We start from the raw sequence: 18,029 nt of genomic DNA on the forward strand, positions 1-18,029 counted from the left end.
GGCATGCTCAAGCTCATCCCAGCCGGAACAGGCTATGCACGGCTCACAGAAGCCGTGACAACCGAGTACGGCCAACTGATTGATCTCGTCCGACAGGCCGTGCGCGACAAGCTGCGCCTGGCAGCGAATGGCGACTACTACGTCGACGTGCGCGGCATCTGGCCCGACCGCGCTGTTGTGCAGTTCAAGGGCCGCATGTACAGCTACGGCTACACCATCAGCGCCGACAACACCGTGGCCCTGGCTGATGCTGTCGAGGTGGTCGCCGACTATCAGCCCGTGGGCACAGCGACGCCGGCATCTGCGGCATCTGCGGCGCCTGCTGTGGTTGCAGCCGTGCGGGAAGCCCAGGGCAACGCCGCATTCCGCGAAGCCAAGGATGGCTCCATTGAGGTGACGCTGATTCGCGCGGGCCGCAGCGGCAATCGCAACTTCTACCCCGACGCGGCCCTGCGCGAAAGCGCCCCGATGTTTGAAGGCGTGCGCGTGTTCGCCAAGTCCGATGCCGAGCACATCGCCGGCAAGGGCAAGGATGTGCGCAACCTGATCGGTGGCATCTACGGGGTCCGGTTCGTGGAAGGCAAGGGCGCCGACTCGGGCTCGCTCGTTGGCACGTTCCGCGCCATCAATCCATCGGACCCCGCCGTCACCAAGATGGTCGAAGCCGTCAAGCGCGACATGCAGGGCCTGCTGGGCCTTTCCATCGACGCCGATGCACGCACACGCCAGCGCAAGGTGGGCGCAGAGACGCTGCGCGAAGCTGTGCGTTTCACGAAGGTTCATTCCGTCGATCTCATCGTCGAGCCAGGCGCAGGTGGTGGCCTGGACCGTCTGACCGAAGCCGCCGCCGACACCCCTGCTGATACCCCTCATCAATCCGAAGGAAACGCAATGCCTCTGTGGAAGCAACGCATGCTTGAAGCCATCTTGGCAAAGGACCCGGCGCAGCATGCCGCCATCAACTCCGACACCATCAGCGATGACGACCTGGTGCGCGTGCATGAGTCCGTGTGCGGTTCGCTGGTGCCGCCCGCAGGTAGCCAGCGCATGACCGAGGCCCAGGGTGACAACGCGCCCCTGACCCGCGCTGACCTGCAGGTGTTCGAGCTGCGCGGTGCTGCCCGCGAGCGTATCGCCGCCGCCAAGCTGCCCCAGGCTGCGAAGGACCGGCTGTCCGCGCAGGTCGCGACGGCTGCAGCTGACCGCCTGACCGAAGCTGCGGTGGGCGACATGATCAAGACCGAAGGCGAGTACATCGCCCGCATGTCGGAAAGCGGTGCCGTGCGCGTGCCGGCCTTCGGCGCTGGCTCCATCGTTGTGGGCGACCGTAGCCTGAGCATGCGCGACATGCTGGATGCGTTCTGGGACCCGCAGCACAAGGACCACGGCCGCGTGCAGTCGATCAAGGAGTGCTACATCGAGATGACTGGCGACCGCCTGGTCACGGGCCGGCTGCGCGAATGCGATCAGTCGCGCCTGGTCGAATCCATGGGCAGTGATTCTCTCGACCAGGTCCTGGGCGACAGCATCAGCCGCCGCATGCTTGCAGAGTACCGCGCTGCCGTGGATTTCGACGGCTGGCGCCAGGTCGTGAACGTGGTTCCGCTGAGCGACTTCCGCATGCAGCATCGCACGCGCTGGGGCGGCTACGGCGATCTGCCTTCGGTGTCGGAAGGCGCTGACTACCAGCCGCTGACTAGCCCCACCGATGAAGAGGCCACCTACAAGGCGGGCAAGAAGGGCGGCACGGAAGACGTCACCCTGGAAATGATCAAGAACGACGACGTGGGTGCGATCCGCCGCATCCCGACCAAGCTCTCGCGTGCTGCAAAGCGCACGCTGGCGAAGTTCGTCTTTGACTTCTTCCGCTCGAATGCGCCCATCTACGACACGAAGGCGTTCTTCCACGCTGACCACAACAACCTGTTCACGGGCGCGCTCACCAAGGCTGAGCTGGCGGCGCACCGCCTGGCGATGCTCAAGCAGACCGAACTGAACAGCGGCGACCGCATCGGCATTGCGCCTACGCGCCTGGTCGTGCCGGTGGACCTGCAGGAAGCGGCTGTCGACCTGTTCAAGCTGGCAACGAACAACGAGAAGACGTTCATGCAGGCGCTCACGATGAACATCATCCCGGTCTGGTACTGGACGGATGCCAACGACTGGGTGACGGTGGCCGATCCCGCCGACATTCCTGGCGTCGAGGTGGGCTTCCTGGACGGCCGGGAAGAGCCCGAGCTGTTTGTGCAGGACTCGCCCACTTCGGGCTCCATGTTCGCGGCTGACAAGCTGACCTACAAGGTTCGCCACATCTATGGCGGCGCGGTCTGCGACTTCCGCTGCGCTACCAAGGCCGTGGTGGCCTGATTCAACGGACACCTAGCAGAGAGAAAGCGCCGCAGGACCAGGGGCGCAGGGGAGTGGCTGTCCTCGGTGAAACAGCCCGGCCCGCCCCGCAAGGGGTGGGTTTGTAGAGCCTCATTGCCTGGGGCTGTACAAACCCAGCCGCTCAAAGCAACCACCACTCGATATGTCTCTCGCCGACTTCACCGCTTTGCTCAACGACCTCGCGCGCGACCAGGGCACCGTGCTGCAGCAAGATGCGCGCGACCGGGCGCTGGAGGCCGCGCGCTTGCAGTACAGCACGGATCGCCCACGGCTGCAGGTCGAGGATGTGCATTGGCCGCAGGGAAGTGTTGCGCCAACTCCCAGCGGCTGGACAGACAACGCATGGGTTGAAACTGCGGAGTACCCCATAGGGCGAGAGCCTGTGTCGCTGATTGAGGTGTCGCACTATTTGACCCCCAACGGCTGGCAGCTCATCACAACCCACTCAGTCCCTGCCGGCGCGGTGGTGCGCGTGACCTACATGGCCGAGCATGAGCTATCGGGTACTGCCGACACCATCCCTGTGCGGCATCGACTGCCTGTGGCGCAGTATGCGGCCCATCTTTTGTGCCACCAGCTCGCCACCTACTACAGCGCGCAGCGCGAGCCGTCGCTGGGGTCTGACGCCAGCATTACCGAGACGCGGGCACGCCAGTTCGCAGACCGTGCGCGCGAGCTGCGCACGGCCTACTTTGCCGGCGTGGGCGTGGTGGACCCTTTCAAGGCTTCTGGTGCTGCCAGTTCGACCAGCACGGCAGCGGCCGGTGTCGTGAGCTGGCCCTCTCGCAATCCGCGCCATCGTCTTGTTGGGCGACGTCCCTTATGAACCTGTCCATCAGCCTGGGCGATCTGCAGTCCATTGCGCGGGGATTTCGGGAAGCCCCGCAGTACACCGCGCAGGTGCTGCTCGCCACCATGACAGAGGCCACGCTGCTGGTGCAGCGGGAATGGCAAGAAAACCTGCCCCGGGCCTCTGGGCTGACGGCCGCGAGTATTGCCTCCGATGTGTTCAGCACGCCGGCTGGCGTGTTGGGCATCGTAGGCAGCAGCCAACCATCGGCGCTGTTTGTCGAACTCGGGACCAAGCCCCACATGCCGCCCGTGGCTGCCATGGAGCCATGGGTCAAGGCTGTCCTCGGTGTACAGGACCCAAAAGAGATCAAGCGTGTCGCCTGGCTGGTGGCCCGCAAGATCGCGCGAGTAGGCACCCCAGCTCAGTACCCCATGGCCCGTGCGGCGCAGTCCACCGAGGCCCAGATCGTCGCAATGTTTGAACGGGCGGCCGCCAAGGTGGCTGAACACTTGATAGGAGGCGCATGAGCATTCCCAACACATTGGCCGCGTCGCGCACCGCGCTGCACGCATTGCTGAGCGATGTGCCCGCTGTGGGCATCGTGCATGCATGCGAGCGCTATGCCGATGGAGAAGAGGGCTTCAAGCGGGCCTATCTCTACACGCACGCTGATCCGGCAACGGATGGCTTCGGCGCTGCGCCACACATTCGCGGCTGGCACATCCGCCGCGCGGGGACGACCGAAGTCACTGCCAATGGTCGCATCTTGAACGAGCACACATGGCTGGTGCGCGGTTACCTTGCTTTCAAGGATGCGATCACAAGCGAGCTGATTTTCGATGACCTGGTCGAGCGCATGCGTGATGCCGTGCGCGTCAACCCCGCCCTTGGTCTGCCTGGCCTGCTGGGCGCCAGCGTGGCAGAGGAGCGCGGCGTGCAGGTTGCAAGTGCTGGTCCTGTCGTCTTCGCGGGCGTCCTTTGCCACAGCGCCGCTCTCCAGCTCAAAACGCGCAATTGGGTTGAATGGAAAAAGCCATGACGCAAGCAACTCCCAGTCCTCGCAAGACGTCCAGCCGGCAGACCTTGGTGCGCGTGACGTTGGCGCGTGTGCATACCCACCGAGGCCAAGAGCTGCCTGTCGGCAGCGTTATCTCCGTACATCCAGCCGTCGCCGAATGGCTGCGCAGTGCTGGTGCCCTTTCCCCTAAATCGACCCCTGTAGAAAAGGACTGAACCATGGCAACAACGCCGATTACTTCGTCGCAGATCATCAAGCGGACCTTTGCACCCGCCGCTATGGTCGGGCAGGTGTATGCCCGCGAACGGGGCACCGCTGGTGTCCCTATGCCCATAGGCAACGTGTTGGCGCTGGAGCTTTCGCACAAAGAGGACGTGCAAAAGCAGACCGATATGACCGCGCTGGGTGGTGGCACGCATGCAGAGATGCGCCGTGTGACCGAAGTCGAAATCAAGATGACACTCGCCGACCTCAACGTGACCAACTTTGCCCGTGCCTCGTTGGGCACCGTGCGTGGCGTCGAAGGGGGCAACGTGGCTGGCGAGGCTCACAAGGCCGCGCGTGGCGGACTGCTGCGTACGGCCCATATCGCGCCGCGCAACCTGGTGCTGCGCAAGGGTACGAATCAGGGCACCTCGACCGTCTCGGACGAGGAACACCTGAACGTCAGCAAGGGCGACCTGGTCGTCCTCGCACACCCCAATGCAAGCAATGTGGTCGTGAGGGCCGGTAACAGCGTTGCCACTGCGACGGTTCTTGCAGCGGCGGGCAACTACACGCTTGTCCCGCAAGGCGTCCAGGTCACTGCCAATGCGCCGGACGTCACGAACGGCACGGGTTTCTGGGTCACCTATGAACATCCGGCCGTGGGCGATGTCGTGCCGGCGGCTGGCAACTACGAAGTGCGGGCGGCTGGCGTGTATGTGCTGCCTGACGCGCAGGGTTTGGCTGACGATGACACCGTCACACTGTCCTATGACTTCGGCAGCTACGCCGTGATCGAGGCTCTGACGACCAAGGCCAAGGAACTGGAGTTGATCTTCGAGGGGTTGAACGAAGCCGACGACGGCAAACCGGCCATCGTGGAAATCTGGCGCGCAAGCCAGGGCGTCGCTTCGTCCATTGGTCTGCTGGCGGACAAGGGATTTGCCAACCTGCCCGTCGCTGGCACAGTGCTCAAGGATGACAGCAAGACAGGGGAGGGGATCAGCCGGTACTACCGTGTGCGCAAGACCTAAATAGCACCCTCAAATAGGACTGAGGCCGACGCTTGCCGGCCTCGTTTTTTTCTGCCTGGCGCGAGACAGTTGCGCAATCATGGCAGACAAAAGCATCTCCTTCAAGATCAGCGCGGATTCGGCCGAGGCCCAAAAAGGCATCGGCGACGCGGGGGAAAGCCTTGAAGAATTCAGTAAAACAGCCAGCGAGACCAGCTCCGAACTGAACGAGCTGGCTAAGGCTACTGATACGAAGACCAAGGCCATCAAAGCAGGCCTGCAGGTCGAGCAAAGCGAAATCGAGCTGCAAGTCCAACACCTGGCTGCAGCGAAGGCCGAACAGCAGGCTCGCCTGCAGGCAGCCCAGGCCCAGGGCGACGAAGCCGCTGCCACACGGGCCGGCAATGCGCTGCGCCAGATCGAATCTGATCAACTTGGTCTCGTAGCACGCGCCAAACGTGCGGAAGCCACGGCCATCCAGCAAGCCGCAGATGCGCGACGCGAAGAACTTGCTGCTGTAGGGCCGCTGACAGCAGCTCAAGACAAAGAACTCCAGGCGGCCGAGAACCTGGCCAAGGCCCTGCGTGTCGAGGCCGCTGCAGCCGATCAGGCCTCGCAACGTGCGCGCGAACTGGGCGCCACTCACCAGCGTACTGCCGCTACGTCTGATCAATTGGGCGGACGAGTTGCGAGCTTGACGCGGCTGCTGGGTGAAATGGCTACAGCGCTGGGAGCTGCCTTCACTTTCCGCGAGATGGTTACCGCAGCGGCGCAAATGGAGCAGTTGCGCAGCGGCCTGGCGGCAGTTACTGGTGATGCCGAAAAAGCCGGGCAAGAGCTGGAGTTCGTCCGCGTCGTGGCGTCGCGTATTGGCTCCGATGTCACCGAGGTCGGTAAAGCGTTCCTGGGGCTTTCTGCCGCGACACGCGGCACTGCGGTTGAGGGCGAGCCGACGCGCCAGGTGTTTGAAGCCGTGGCGGCTGCTATGGGCAAGGCGGGCAAGTCGAGCGCAGAAACTGGCAACGCGCTCATGGCACTGTCGCAGATGGCAAGCAAGGGCGTTGTGCAGTCCGAAGAGCTGCGCGGCCAGCTCGGCGAAGCCCTGCCTGGCGCGCTGAATGCCGCCGCCAAGGGTCTGGGCCTGACAACGGCCGAGATGATGAAGCTGGTGGAAGAGGGCAAGATCACCGCTCAGGACATTTTCCCGGCTCTGGCACAAGGCCTAAACGAGCTGTATGGCGGTGCCCCGCAAGCGCAGACGCTGAGCCAAGAGTTCGTGAACGTCAAGAACGCCGCTGTTGATATGTCCGACCGTATTGGACAAGCAGGCGGCCTGCGTGTGCTGAAAGTGGGCGCGGAGTTGGCGCAAACGGCCATCCTTCTGCTGGGCGAGGGATTGGTCATAACCGGCCAGAAGATTGGCGTGCTCATGGGCGCGCTGGCAACGCTGGACTTCAAGGGCGTCAAACAGGCATTTGCGGACATCGAAGCCGAGAGCCGCGACAAGCTGCTCAAGGCTGCCCAGCACAACGGCGTGCTGCGAGACGCCATCATGGTGCTGGGGTCGGAGGCGGAGAAGACCGCACTCGCGCAACGGGAGCAAGCCCAGGCAACGATGTCCTCGGCCGCTGCAGCCAACCAGGCGAGTCCATCCTGGGTGAAGCTGCAGAGCGACTATGGCAAGGTTGCAGAGTCCATCCGCGAGCAAATTGCAGAGACCGATAAGAGCGTGATTGCCCGGAACGCCGAGGGCAAGGCGTCCATCGCGCTAGCAGAAGCCTTTGGAACGGAGCGCGAGCAACGTGTGGCACAGGTCAAAGCGTCGGAGGACAACGCCGCCGCGTTGAACAAACTCGCCGCGTTGAAGGCCACTGAACTCGCGGTCATGAAGGCTGAGCTTGACGCACTACAGACGCTCTACAAAGAAAAGGCAAACCAATCTCCAGAGCGCAAAAAAGAGATCGAGGAGCTGCAAAAGAAGGTCGACCTGCGACAGCAGGATACGGACAAAGCTGTGGCTCAAGCGCAGGCATCGCGCCTGGCTGTCGAGCAGGCGAAGGCCGAAGCCGAGGCGAACAAAGACAACAGCAAACGCGTCATCGAGCTGCGTGAAGCCTGGGAGCGTGCTCGCCAGGAACTGGAGCGAGTCCGTGCCGCAAAGGCAGCGGGCAAGGCCACTACTGAGGAGCTGGAAAAAGCCGAGCTGGCGGCAGGCAAGGCAGCGTATGTGTACCGCGATGCCCTGCAGGACCAGCTCAAGGCCATTGAGGCCAAGCGCAACCTGGCGCAGGCAGACTTTGATGTGCAGTCGGCGACCGTGCGCGTCGCCATCGAACAGCAGAAGGCGATCTACGAAGTCGCCAAGGCCCGTGGCGACGAAAAAACCGCCATGGCCGCGCAAAACGAGATCCGCCGCCTGGAGATCGAGCTGCTCACGCTGTCGGCCCAGGCCAAGCGCTTAGAAGCCGATGCGGCCATTGCTACAGCCCAGGCCAAGAAGGCCGAACTGATTGCCTCGGGCGAGTACACCGGGGCCAAGAGACTGGAGATCGAGGCCGCGATCAAGTCGGCAGAAGTCAAGCGCAAGGAAGCCGACATCGCGGACATCACGGCGAACAAGCTGCGAAATCTCGCGCGGGTGCAAAGCGACCTCAAGAACTCGGCAGATAAGGCAACCGACTCCATCAACAACCAGGCCGATGCCATGGAGCGCCTTGGCGATGGTGTGCAGAAGGTGGGCTCCGGCTACCGCAACAAAGATGGCTTCACGTCCGACGCCAAGGGCAACGTCCAGTCGCAGTTCCAGTGGACGCGTGCCTCGATCATCGACTATCTCAAGCAGGCCGGACTGGATGAGAAGGTGGCTGCCGAGCTGTCCAAGCAGTTTCTCGATGCCAACGGCAATGTGCCCTACGAGGCATCGGATGTGCAAAAGAAATGGGGCGGCACCTACGGCACGCTTGCGTCGGCGCTGGGCAAGATGGCCGAGTACTACAAGTACGACGACTCCGGCAAGCACGAAGCCGCGTACATGCTTGAGCAAGCCAACGGCAAAGACAAGCCCACGAAGCCAGCCCCTGGGCCATCGCCCGCTCCCGGCCCTGCACCAGCCCCTGGCCCAGCACCAGCCCCTGGCCAGGGCGGCAACACCTACATCAACAACATCACCATCAATGGCGTGGAGCCCTGGGGCTTCCTGAACGGCACGACGAGCCACACAAGCAAGCAGAGTGCAGACACTGAGGTCGACCTCATGCGCAAGCTTGCTCAGGCGAAGGGAGTGGCCCAATGATCACGCTCACCCACGCCGGCACCACGCTGGATCTGTCGGATCGCCTGATCTGGACAGATGAGTACGCATGGAGCCCGGCAGTCACAGAGACGCGCTACAGCACCAGCGGCGCGCTGCACGTGCATGTCGGCCTGCGCCAGGCTGGGCGGCCGATCACGCTGGACGGCCGCGACTCCCAGGCATGGATTTCACGGGCGTTGTGCGACCAGCTCAGGGCCTGGCAGGGCATGCCTGGCGCCACGTTCCAGCTCATCGTGCGCGGCGCCCCGCGCACCGTGCTGTTCCTGGAGTTCCAGGCCGATCCGATATGGCACCTGCTGGATGGAGAGCACACCTCCGAACTGCAGTACGTGCCGTCTTTTAAGTTCATGGAGATCTGATATGGCCCTGCTCGCAGGCGACATCCGTTTCGCACGCTCTGCCAATATGGCCGACGTGCCCGAGGGCGGCGGTCCGCCGTCTTCCCAACTGCTCACATCGGGCCGGTCGAACGAGATTTTTCCAGACATTTCCGAAGAGACCAGGACCACCGGCCGCGTCGAGATTTACCAGGTCTTCGGCGTGCTCAGGAATACGGACCGCACGCCATTTATGGGCTGCAACGTGATACTTGCCGAGCCCCCTGCAGACCCCAATGTCTCTGTCACGCTGCTGTCGCTCAAGAGCCCCTTTGCGACGCGCGCCGATATCGCAAAGCGCATCGAGAGCGGCATGGCCGCTGGCAGCGAGTTCGCGGGCTACCTGCTCGAAAACCACTTCACCACTATGCGCAGCATCCAGGTTTTCCAGCGGCCTGGCATGCCGCCCCCGGCCATCGGCCGCACGTTCGTCCTGGTCTACAACGAAGGCCAGGCCGGCGAGCGCCGGCAGCGCATCCGCGTCAAGGCGACGGACACCGTGACCCGTATGTTCACGGAGACCTCGGGCGGCCAGCTGGTGGACTTCCTGGCCCAGGTCACGACATGCGAGCTGTTCGACGGCCTGCTCTACGATTTCCCAGGCTCCCCCGCAACCCGCTCGTTTGCGCGGGCCGCAGGCAAGACGCTGACGCGCGAGACGGTCTACAGCGATTCCGGCCTGTTCTACAGCGCGACCCGGCTGACAGCAGCCACGGCCATCAATGACGCTTGGCTCCAGCTCGCCAGCATTTACACCCAGGTCGTGCCCAACAGCCGCTCCGAGGTGGCCTCGGTCGACCAGATGCCGGCCGCGCGCCGAACGATCCTGCTCGCAGACGCGCCGCGTCGCGTGGAAGTGGGCATCACGCCCCACACACAGCGATATGTGATCGATGAAGCCAGCGCGGGCCTGACCTTCGTCTGGCAATGCAACCCGTTGCCTGAGCCCGGCACGATCTTCATCGACTTCTGGGCCTTGGGCCAGCGCTACACCCTGACCGATGACGGCAACGGCAAGCTGGTGGGCGCGGGCGGCGGCGCGGTCAACTACCTGACAGGCAGCATCAGCGCCACGCTCAAATCCATCCCGGACATCGGCAGCTCCATCGCGCTGACCCATGGCGCCCGCGTGTCGTACACGAACCGTGCGAATCAGGGCGCTGCTATCCGCCCCCCGGAGTACTGCTGGGTCGTGGGCGGCCAGGACGAAGCCACAAAGTACGACCGCATCGTCCCCGGCACCTTGGTCGTCAAGTACACAAGCGGCGGTGTTGTGCGGACAGTCACAGAAGCCGGCGCGGGCAAGCTCGCGGGCGCCGCAACCGGCGTCGTGGACTACCACAGCCGCACCGTGCTGCTGCGGCCAAGCTTCATGCCGGACCCGGGCGCCGAGCTGCAGGTCGACTGCCAGCTCGAAACCCTGGTGACGGAGTTCATCAGCGGCGGGCCTGATGCCACAGGGATTGCGGCTTTCAGCCTGGCACAGCAGCCTGCGGCGGGGACGCTGCAAATCGAGTGGTGCGTCGCGCGTGCGGTGAGCCAGACCGCAGGCGGCAGCTTGAACACGACCACGTCGACAAAGACCGCAGACGTCACCTACGTTTTCAAGTCGACGCCTGAATGGCAGACGCCGCAAAGCCCCGGGCAGAACGTCGTGCTCAACGCCGCATACCCGTAAAGGACGCACATGGCATACGAAATGATTTCCCGCCCGGTTGCGGTCACGACCACCAACGGCAGCAGTGCAAGCCTGTCCGAGCAAAGCGGCACGACCGCCGACAACCGCCTGGTCGCAATCCGAACCGTAACGGATGACGGCGCTGGGCGCTTCGCTGCAGCGCTGGGCACCGTCGACTATGCAGGCAAGCAGGTCCAGCTCAAGATGGTTGAGTTCGAGCGCAAGACCGAGTCATACCGCAGCGACTACGAAGACTCGAAACAGTTCTCGCGTGCGGTCGGTGATGGTGCTGGCCTCTGGCAGGACAACGGCAAGAAGGGCGGCACATACGGCACGGCCAGCGTGGGCGAAGAGATGCTCGGGGGCTCCAGCATCGTTGCGCGGTACCGTGTCGGTGCCGGCGTGCCGCGCAGCCACAGCGAGACCTACAAGCCCGCTGAGGTCACGATGGACCTGTGCCCCTACACGTCGCAGCGCATCGTTGCCGGCAGCGTGCAGTTTCGCTGGATGGGCCAGACCTACGTCGACTTCGAGGGCGTGATCTATCGCGGCCGCACGGATACCGATCCTGGCATTGCCAGCGGAAAGATCGACTATGCGGCTGGCACAGTCGGCATGTACGACTATGTCGTCGGCGGGTCTGGCGCGACGGACTTTCAGCTGCAAAGCCTGTGGACGCAAGCCGGGCAATGGTCCACGGCGAGCGTGTTCTTCAACACCGATGCGGCCCCGTTGCGCGCGGGCGCTGGCGGCTTCGTGCTGACCGTGGTGGACACGCGCGGCAACACGTTGACCGCGAACGTCGATGCGCAGGGCAACGTCACAGGCTCGCACATGTGGGGCCGCGTGGACTTCAGTCGGGGCGGCGTGCAGCTGATGTTTGGCGACTTCGTGCTCGACTCCAGTCTCTCGGCCGAGGACAAGGCCGAGTGGTGGTACAGCGCGGCCGATGTGGGCGCCGTCCAGCCAGGCCGCATCTGGCGGCCGTGGCCGGTCGACCCCACGACGCTGCGCTACAGCGCGGTGAGCTACATCTATCTGCCCGTCGACGTGACGTTGATGGGCATCGACCCGGCCGCGCTTCCCTCTGATGGCCGCGTCGCGTTCGCCCGGCCTGGTGACACGTGCGTCATTGGCGTCACCCACGGCGGCGTCCAGTTCGTGCCCGAGGTGGGTCAGACGTTCAACCTGGGCCATCAGCGCCTGTCCTTCGTTCAGGTGCTGGACGCGGCCACGGGCGCCGAGATCCGCACGGGCTACACGGCTGATCTCGACGCCGGCACCGTCAAATTCACCGACCTGGCCGGCTACCCAGCCGCCGTCAAAGTCATCGGCCGCACCGAGGTCTACCGGCAGATCGCAGAGGTTCGCATCGACGGCAAGGTCAAGCTCACGCAGCCCGTGGGCTATGCCTTTCCTGCTGGGGCCGTGTTCTCGACCGCGCTGCGCTTCGGCGACCGCTTCGCCCGCGTCTCCCGCGTGTACGACCAAGCGAGCTGGAACGGCACGACCTGGTATGACGGCCTGGACCCGTCCAAGGGCGAGGCCACGGCCACATACCGGCACAACGATTTCCCTATCGAGGTCTCCAACCTCGGCGCCATCACCGAGCGATGGGCGCTGCGCATCCGACAAGACGGCAGCACGTTCGACTTGATTGGCCAGCACCTGGGCCAGATCGCCAGTGGCAGCCTCAACGTGGACTTCGCGCCGCTCAACGCTGCAGCCGGTGCGCCATACATGCGCGTGCGCGCCGAAGGCTGGGGTGCTGGCTGGGTGGGCGGCAATGTGGTGTTCATCGACACCATCGGCGCCGAGGCTGCGATTGACATGGTCCGCTGCACGCAGCCGTCCAGCCCTGCCGGCATCGATGACCGCTGCTGGATCGTCCAGCGCGGCGACGTGGGCCGCGCGCCCGAGGCTTCCTTTTAAAAATCCATAGAGAGCACATCCATGGCATCCCCTGTCGATACCTCCGTCAAACACTTCCTGAGCACCATGATCGGCGCCCCTGCCCTGAGCGGCACCGTGGGCTCGATGATCGCGCTGCTCGACGCGCTTCTGGTGACCGGCTTTGACACGAAGACGCTCACGTCGCTGACCGTCGCGGGCGGCGTCGCCACGGCCGCGTTCTCCGGGCAGCACAGCGCAATCGTGGATTCGGTGATCCTCGTCTCGGGCGTGGCCGGTGGGCCGGCCGGCTGGGCGGGCCACAACGGCGAGCAGAAGGTGGTGGCCGTGGGCGCCGGCATGGTGCGCTTTGCAACGACGCTACCCGACGGCACGTACACGGGAACGATCACGATCAAGATGGCGCCGGCAGGCTGGGTCAAAGCGTTCACGGGCACGAACATCGCCGTGTACCAGAGCGCCGATCCGCAGTCGAGCAAGATGCTGCTGCGCGTTGATGACACCGCAGCCCAGTGGGCGCGGGTGCGCGGGTACGAGAACATGCAGGACGCTAATACAGGCACCGGCTTGTTCCCGCTCGACAGCCAGACGGCCGGGGGTGGCTACTGGTCAAAGTCGGCTGCTGCAAACAACACGCCCGTGAATTGGGCCTTCGCTGCAGATAGCCGCTTCTTTTACACCTCAGTCCAGCCGGGCTCCTCCGGGGCTGCGAACCGGCAGATTGGTGTTATCCGGGCATTCGGCGATCCGATATCGGCACGGCCCTCTGGCGACCCCTACGCCAGCCTGCTCAACTACAGCACGTCGACGAACGGAATCGAATACCAGTACGACAACTGTCTCTCCAATACGTCCCCCGGGCTGTCAGCGTGTCCCCGGGCCTACTCTGGCCTGGGTTCATGCGTGCTGCACAGGATGACTGTATGGGGTGGGGGTACATCGGTTTATCAGTGCAGCGGGATCGCAAACATCCACGGATCGTTCCCCAATCCTATTGACGGCGGTCTCTATCTGACCAAGCGCTTTATTGCAACAACCGAAAGCATCAGCCTGCCCAGGTCTGAGCTGCCAGGCTCATATCACATGCTGCAGACCAGCGCCTACGACAGCTTTCGCTCGGGCGACAAGGTGCCCGGAACGGGGGGGCTGGTGGGTAAAGCGCTGATGGCTATCCACGGCAACAACGCCAACTCCATGACCTCGGGTTCTAGCTCCAGCAACACGAGTATCGTGTTCGTTGATGTGACCGGACCTTGGCGCTGATCCATGGCAGCACATCGCTACTGGCGCGCCTCGGGCATAGAGCCCTATGACAACGGCGCCGTGACCGAACTGACAGAGTTCCAGTTGCTCGCAGGGACGACGCGCGTCGATGCTTCCGCAACGCTCGCGGCGAGCAATGGCATCAACGTGGCAGCGCTTTCAGACGGGGCTGCAGGCGCCGCCGTCAGCTTGCCGCGCCGGGTGACGCTGAACTGGGATTTCGGAGCGTCGCCGCAGGATGTGACCGACATCCGCCTCGGCTCGTCCGCCGACCAGCGACGCTTTGCTCTCATGGTGACCATGCAATGGTCCGACGATGGCGCGCAGTGGACCACTGCATGCAGCTACTGGGGTGTCGCCTGGCCCGGCCCACGGATGCTGACTGCAAGTGCCATGGGTTTCCCGCGCACGCCGGCCAATGAGTCTGTGCAGCTCCTGATGGACTTTGAGGCCGATGGCCCCGTGCCACGCAACTTGGCGTTTGGCAGCGTCCCTCCGATCCTCTACGGCTCCGCCGCCATACGCAGCACTGCACAAGCACGGTTTGGTGCAGCGTCTTGGTTCGCGGGCAACGGCACAAGCCGCGTCCAGTCCGAGGGAGTGAGCTATGGAGGCGGCGACCTTACGCTCCAGGCCTGGTCGTACTTCACAGGGTCGATAGCAACCAACTGGTCGCACCTTCTCCAACTCGGCTCAGACATCAACAACCGTATCAACATCGGTGTGTACAACGGCCAGTACGTGCTTTATGCGACCAGCAACGCGGGCACCCTGAACCCTGGCACGGGGCGGACCGTGCAGCTCAATACGTGGACGCACCTCGCGCTGGTCCGCGCGGGGACGACATACACGATGTTCGTCAACGGCGAAGTAGTGTTCACAGGTTCGAGCTCGGCAGGGCCTGCGGCATTCGGCAACGGCAGCATCGCGCTCGGCACGCAGCAGTTCAATGGCTATTCCGTTGATGGCTGGGTGGGCTGGATGGATGATGTTTGCGTCAGCTTCCGCGCTGAGTACACGGGGCCATTTACGGTGCCTTCGGTGCCTCGCAGTGCCCACGCATCGACAATCCTGCTCAACCGCGTCGCCGGCCGTGCATCGTCTTCTGGAGTGGTCGTGGCCTCCCCTGGTGGCGCCATGCCACCGACTGGCAAGACGCTACTGGGGCTTGTTGGCAAGTCCAGGACCAACTATCTGTTCGACCGGGCTGCGAACGGCCGCATTCGTGGCACTGTCGAGCGCGATGCGTCGCCGGCCGACGTGCCGATGCGTCGGCGCGTGACACTGCTCCGCGACATCGATCTGATGGTCGTGCAGCAGCAGTGGAGCGATGCCGTGACCGGGGCCTACGACTTCCAGTACATCGAGACCGACCATGCCTACACGGTCATCGCGCACGACTACGAGCACAACTACCGCGCGGTCATCGCCGACAACTTGAGTCTCGCCACGGGTGGCGTGGAGCTGATGCCATGAGCGCGCCGAGCAGCGATTGGGAGATCACCCAGACCACGGCCCTGGCGCAACTGGCCGCGATGCTTGCGCGTGCGGACGTCGGGCCTGGCCGGGCCAGCCTGGCGCTGTTCTCCACAGCCAGGCCGGCGCTGATCACGGACCCGCATGCGGACGCGCCCCAGGCCGAGATCGTCCTGGCCAAGCCCAGCGGCACCATCATCGGCAGCAGCCTGGTGCTGTATGTGGAGACGCCTGCAGGCGCCATGGTGCAGTCCAACGGCCTGCCGCGCTGGGCAGAGTGGCGCGCGGCCGATGGTGCGGTGCTGGCGCGCTGCGATGTGACGGACATGGACCATGGCGGCGGCTTGCGCGTCATCGGCGGCGCTACCCCCGAGGGCGAGACTTCGCCCATGCTCTACACGGGCGGGCTGGTCCAGCTCGGATTGGTGGCCCTGTCATGACGGACAGCAACAGGCTGCTCTTTCGTTCGGCGCCGCACACGGGCAGTCCCGTGCCGCTGGTGTTCGGCAGCGATGGCGGGACGGCGCCCCCGGCCGTCACGGTCGAGGGCGGGGGGCGCATCACGGGCCTGCGCGGCCATCTTCGCGCTCGCGTGGCAGTCCGCGCCTCGGGGGGCAGCCGCGTGACTGGCTTGCGCGGTCACATCCGCAGCCAGTGGGATGCCAACGTGAGCCGCACAACGCGCTCTGAGCTGGGCACGGCCTGGCAGACGGCTGCGCCCGTGGCCCAGGCGCTGGAGGCCGCATGGCAAACCGCTGATAGGTTGCGCGTGGCGTGTGCCAGCGTCTGGCGGCAGGGCCAGTGGATGCGGGCCGGCGAGGTCGCTGCGTGGCATGAAACATTGCGCATGCGTGCCACCGTGGCGAGCGCCTGGCAGGAGGGCGAGGGCCGGCGCGCAGCCGTTTACACAGCCTGGCATGAGGCCCTGCGCGTGCGTGCTGGCAGCGTCAGTGCCTGGCAGCAGGGCGAGATGCTGCGCGGCAGCCTGGTCGCCGGCTACTACGAAGCGCTGCGCCTGCGCGCGGCCGTGGTGGGCACCTGGCAAGAGGCCGTGCCCCGCTCCGAGTGGCTGCGCAACGGCTTCGGCGACGCAGAGCGCTGGCGCATCGTTTTGGATGCCCATTGGCAGGAGGCCATCTGGCCCGCGTCGGGCGAGAGCCCGGTTGTCGTGCCCCCTGGCAAGACGCCTTGCTACGTGCCCAGCTCGCCTGTGCGCCTGCTGTTCCGGCTGCCGGCAGTCAGCGGCCGGCCGACGCGCCTGGTCTTCATCTGCGAGGACCGAAATACCCCGACACCGGGCATCGTGGTGCCGCCCCGAAGGACATACATCGTGATCAATTCAGTCGAGATCCGTCGTGCTGATGCCTTGGCCGGCGACCCGCTGCCCAGCGAGAGCTTCCAGATGTCGCTCAACCGCCAGTCCTGGACCTGGACTTTCTCGGCGAGCTTCCACGCCGCCGCGCGCGACGCGCTCATGCCAGGCCCGGGCGGTCAGCCCGTCGAGCTGGAGGTGCGTGTCAACGGTCAGCCATTCCGGCTGCAGGGCGAGCGCATCGGCCGCAGCAAGCGGTTTCCCGAGCACTTGGTCACTGTCTCGGGCCGGGGCAAAGCTGCGCTGCTGGACGCGCCGCACGCGCCTGTGCAGACGTTCTCTCATGCTCTGGACCGCACGGCGCAGCAGCTCATGAGCGAGGTGCTGACGGTCAATGGCGTGGGCTTCGGCTGGAGCGTGGATTTCCATCTCACGGACTGGCTCGTTCCTGGTGGTGCCTGGATGCACCAAGGCAGCTACATCAGCGCGTTGACAGATATCGCAACGAGCGTGGGCGGCTACCTGCAGCCGCATGACACCGATGCTGTGCTGCACGCGCTGCCAGCGTGGCCGCTGCCCTGGTGGCGGTGGAACGAGTTGGCGCCTGACATCGATCTGCCGGAGGGCATTGCCGAGGTGGACGAGACCGAGGTGATCGACGTGCCTGAATACAACCGCATTTTTGTGGCTGGCGAAGCGGGCGGCGTCATGGGCGACCTGACCCGCGCCGGCACGGCCGGCGACGTGCTCAAGCAGCCGATGGCGGTGCATCCACTGATTACGACGATTGGCGCCGCCAAGGCCCGGGCCATCGCGGAACTGGCTGAATCCGGCCGGCAGCTCAAGCACAAGATGACGCTGCCCGTGCTGGCAGAAACGGGCGTGATCAAGCCAGGCCGCGTGCTGCGCTATTACGACGACGCCGGCACGCGGCGCCTGGGCATCGTGCGCGGCACGTCAATCTCGCAGCAGTTCCCGGTTTTGACGCAGGCGCTGGAGGTCGATAGCCATGTCTAACCTCTATCTGCAACTCCGGGAAATCCTCGCACCTGGTCGGGTGCAGATTGGCAAGGTCGTGGCCGTTGCCGACGGGGCGGTCACTGTGGAGCTGCCCGGCGCGGGCCGGGTGCGTGCGAAGGGCCAGGCCGCCGAGGGGGCCACTGTTTTTGTGTTGGAAGGGGTGATTCAGGGGCCAGCGCCCGACCTACCTGTTTATATAGACGTGATCTGACAAAAAAGACGGGCGACCTGGTCAAGTGCTACGAACACCTGCCCAAGCCCCG

14 protein-coding genes are annotated in these 18,029 nt (G+C 64.6%); all 14 read left to right on the top strand.

Annotated features, from left to right (window positions below; genetic code table 11):
• The first annotated feature begins 3 nt into the window (after positions 1-3).
• The 14 genes from ACF8ML_RS25400 to ACF8ML_RS25465 all read left to right on the top strand — a co-directional run bounded on the left by ACF8ML_RS25400 (position 4) and on the right by ACF8ML_RS25465 (position 17,977).
• A complete protein-coding gene (locus ACF8ML_RS25400; protein ID WP_392408296.1) occupies positions 4-2,367 on the top strand; it encodes a hypothetical protein in 2,364 nt (787 codons plus the stop codon).
• 163 nt (positions 2,368-2,530) lie between these two features.
• Positions 2,531-3,214: a hypothetical protein gene (locus tag ACF8ML_RS25405; RefSeq protein ID WP_392408297.1), complete on the top strand. Its 684-nt coding sequence runs from the start codon at positions 2,531-2,533 to the stop codon at positions 3,212-3,214.
• Positions 3,211-3,708: a hypothetical protein gene (locus tag ACF8ML_RS25410; protein WP_392408298.1), complete on the top strand. Its 498-nt coding sequence runs from the start codon at positions 3,211-3,213 to the stop codon at positions 3,706-3,708. Before ACF8ML_RS25405 ends, ACF8ML_RS25410 begins: the two co-directional genes overlap by 4 nt.
• A complete protein-coding gene (locus tag ACF8ML_RS25415; RefSeq protein ID WP_392408300.1) occupies positions 3,705-4,220 on the top strand; it encodes a hypothetical protein in 516 nt (171 codons plus the stop codon). Before ACF8ML_RS25410 ends, ACF8ML_RS25415 begins: the two co-directional genes overlap by 4 nt.
• A gap of 197 nt (positions 4,221-4,417) precedes the next feature.
• Entirely contained in the window at positions 4,418-5,437 is a 1,020-nt protein-coding gene (locus ACF8ML_RS25420; RefSeq protein WP_392408302.1) for a hypothetical protein, read from the top strand.
• A 79-nt stretch (positions 5,438-5,516) separates the two neighbouring features.
• Complete coding sequence (locus ACF8ML_RS25425; protein WP_392408303.1) at positions 5,517-8,708, top strand: tape measure protein; 3,192 nt, start codon at positions 5,517-5,519, stop codon at positions 8,706-8,708.
• Positions 8,705-9,088, top strand: coding sequence for a hypothetical protein (locus ACF8ML_RS25430; RefSeq protein ID WP_392408304.1), 384 nt, complete (start codon positions 8,705-8,707; stop codon positions 9,086-9,088). Before ACF8ML_RS25425 ends, ACF8ML_RS25430 begins: the two co-directional genes overlap by 4 nt.
• Before the next feature lies 1 nt (position 9,089).
• Positions 9,090-10,784, top strand: a complete 1,695-nt coding sequence (locus ACF8ML_RS25435) for a hypothetical protein (protein WP_392408306.1) — start codon at positions 9,090-9,092, stop codon at positions 10,782-10,784.
• Positions 10,785-10,793: 9 nt separating this feature from the next.
• Positions 10,794-12,716, top strand: coding sequence for a hypothetical protein (locus tag ACF8ML_RS25440; protein WP_392408307.1), 1,923 nt, complete (start codon positions 10,794-10,796; stop codon positions 12,714-12,716).
• A gap of 21 nt (positions 12,717-12,737) precedes the next feature.
• On the top strand, positions 12,738-13,958 hold the full coding sequence (locus tag ACF8ML_RS25445) for a hypothetical protein (protein ID WP_392408308.1): 1,221 nt from the start codon (positions 12,738-12,740) through the stop codon (positions 13,956-13,958).
• A gap of 3 nt (positions 13,959-13,961) precedes the next feature.
• Positions 13,962-15,434 (top strand): LamG domain-containing protein, encoded by a 1,473-nt coding sequence (locus tag ACF8ML_RS25450; RefSeq protein WP_392408309.1) that lies wholly within the window; start codon positions 13,962-13,964, stop codon positions 15,432-15,434.
• Positions 15,431-15,874 carry a hypothetical protein gene (locus ACF8ML_RS25455; RefSeq protein ID WP_392408311.1) on the top strand — a complete coding sequence of 148 codons (444 nt, stop codon included), beginning with the start codon at positions 15,431-15,433 and terminating at the stop codon, positions 15,872-15,874. The genes ACF8ML_RS25450 and ACF8ML_RS25455 overlap by 4 nt, the downstream gene beginning before the upstream one ends.
• A complete protein-coding gene (locus ACF8ML_RS25460) occupies positions 15,871-17,763 on the top strand; it encodes a hypothetical protein (protein WP_392408312.1) in 1,893 nt (630 codons plus the stop codon). The genes ACF8ML_RS25455 and ACF8ML_RS25460 overlap by 4 nt, the downstream gene beginning before the upstream one ends.
• The gene (locus ACF8ML_RS25465; protein WP_392408313.1) at positions 17,756-17,977 is read left to right on the top strand and encodes a hypothetical protein; all 222 of its coding nucleotides are present in this window, start codon (positions 17,756-17,758) and stop codon (positions 17,975-17,977) included. The genes ACF8ML_RS25460 and ACF8ML_RS25465 overlap by 8 nt, the downstream gene beginning before the upstream one ends.
• Positions 17,978-18,029: the final 52 nt, after the last annotated feature.

Source organism: Delftia sp. WSY_10 (assembly GCF_043104705.1).
Classification (GTDB): domain Bacteria; phylum Pseudomonadota; class Gammaproteobacteria; order Burkholderiales; family Burkholderiaceae_C; genus Comamonas; species Comamonas tsuruhatensis.

Excerpts from the sequence above, each read along its gene's own strand:
- ACF8ML_RS25465 (WP_392408313.1), top strand. The coding sequence starts at position 17,756 with ATGTCTAACCTCTATCTGCAACTCCGGGAAATCCTCGCACCTGGTCGG.
- ACF8ML_RS25455 (WP_392408311.1), top strand. The coding sequence starts at position 15,431 with ATGAGCGCGCCGAGCAGCGATTGGGAGATCACCCAGACCACGGCCCTG.
- ACF8ML_RS25400 (WP_392408296.1), top strand. The coding sequence starts at position 4 with ATGCTCAAGCTCATCCCAGCCGGAACAGGCTATGCACGGCTCACAGAA.
- ACF8ML_RS25435 (WP_392408306.1), top strand. The coding sequence starts at position 9,090 with ATGGCCCTGCTCGCAGGCGACATCCGTTTCGCACGCTCTGCCAATATG.
- ACF8ML_RS25420 (WP_392408302.1), top strand. The coding sequence starts at position 4,418 with ATGGCAACAACGCCGATTACTTCGTCGCAGATCATCAAGCGGACCTTT.
- ACF8ML_RS25405 (WP_392408297.1), top strand. The coding sequence starts at position 2,531 with ATGTCTCTCGCCGACTTCACCGCTTTGCTCAACGACCTCGCGCGCGAC.
- ACF8ML_RS25450 (WP_392408309.1), top strand. The coding sequence starts at position 13,962 with ATGGCAGCACATCGCTACTGGCGCGCCTCGGGCATAGAGCCCTATGAC.
- ACF8ML_RS25425 (WP_392408303.1), top strand. The coding sequence starts at position 5,517 with ATGGCAGACAAAAGCATCTCCTTCAAGATCAGCGCGGATTCGGCCGAG.
- ACF8ML_RS25410 (WP_392408298.1), top strand. The coding sequence starts at position 3,211 with ATGAACCTGTCCATCAGCCTGGGCGATCTGCAGTCCATTGCGCGGGGA.
- ACF8ML_RS25440 (WP_392408307.1), top strand. The coding sequence starts at position 10,794 with ATGGCATACGAAATGATTTCCCGCCCGGTTGCGGTCACGACCACCAAC.
- ACF8ML_RS25445 (WP_392408308.1), top strand. The coding sequence starts at position 12,738 with ATGGCATCCCCTGTCGATACCTCCGTCAAACACTTCCTGAGCACCATG.
- ACF8ML_RS25430 (WP_392408304.1), top strand. The coding sequence starts at position 8,705 with ATGATCACGCTCACCCACGCCGGCACCACGCTGGATCTGTCGGATCGC.
- ACF8ML_RS25415 (WP_392408300.1), top strand. The coding sequence starts at position 3,705 with ATGAGCATTCCCAACACATTGGCCGCGTCGCGCACCGCGCTGCACGCA.
- ACF8ML_RS25460 (WP_392408312.1), top strand. The coding sequence starts at position 15,871 with ATGACGGACAGCAACAGGCTGCTCTTTCGTTCGGCGCCGCACACGGGC.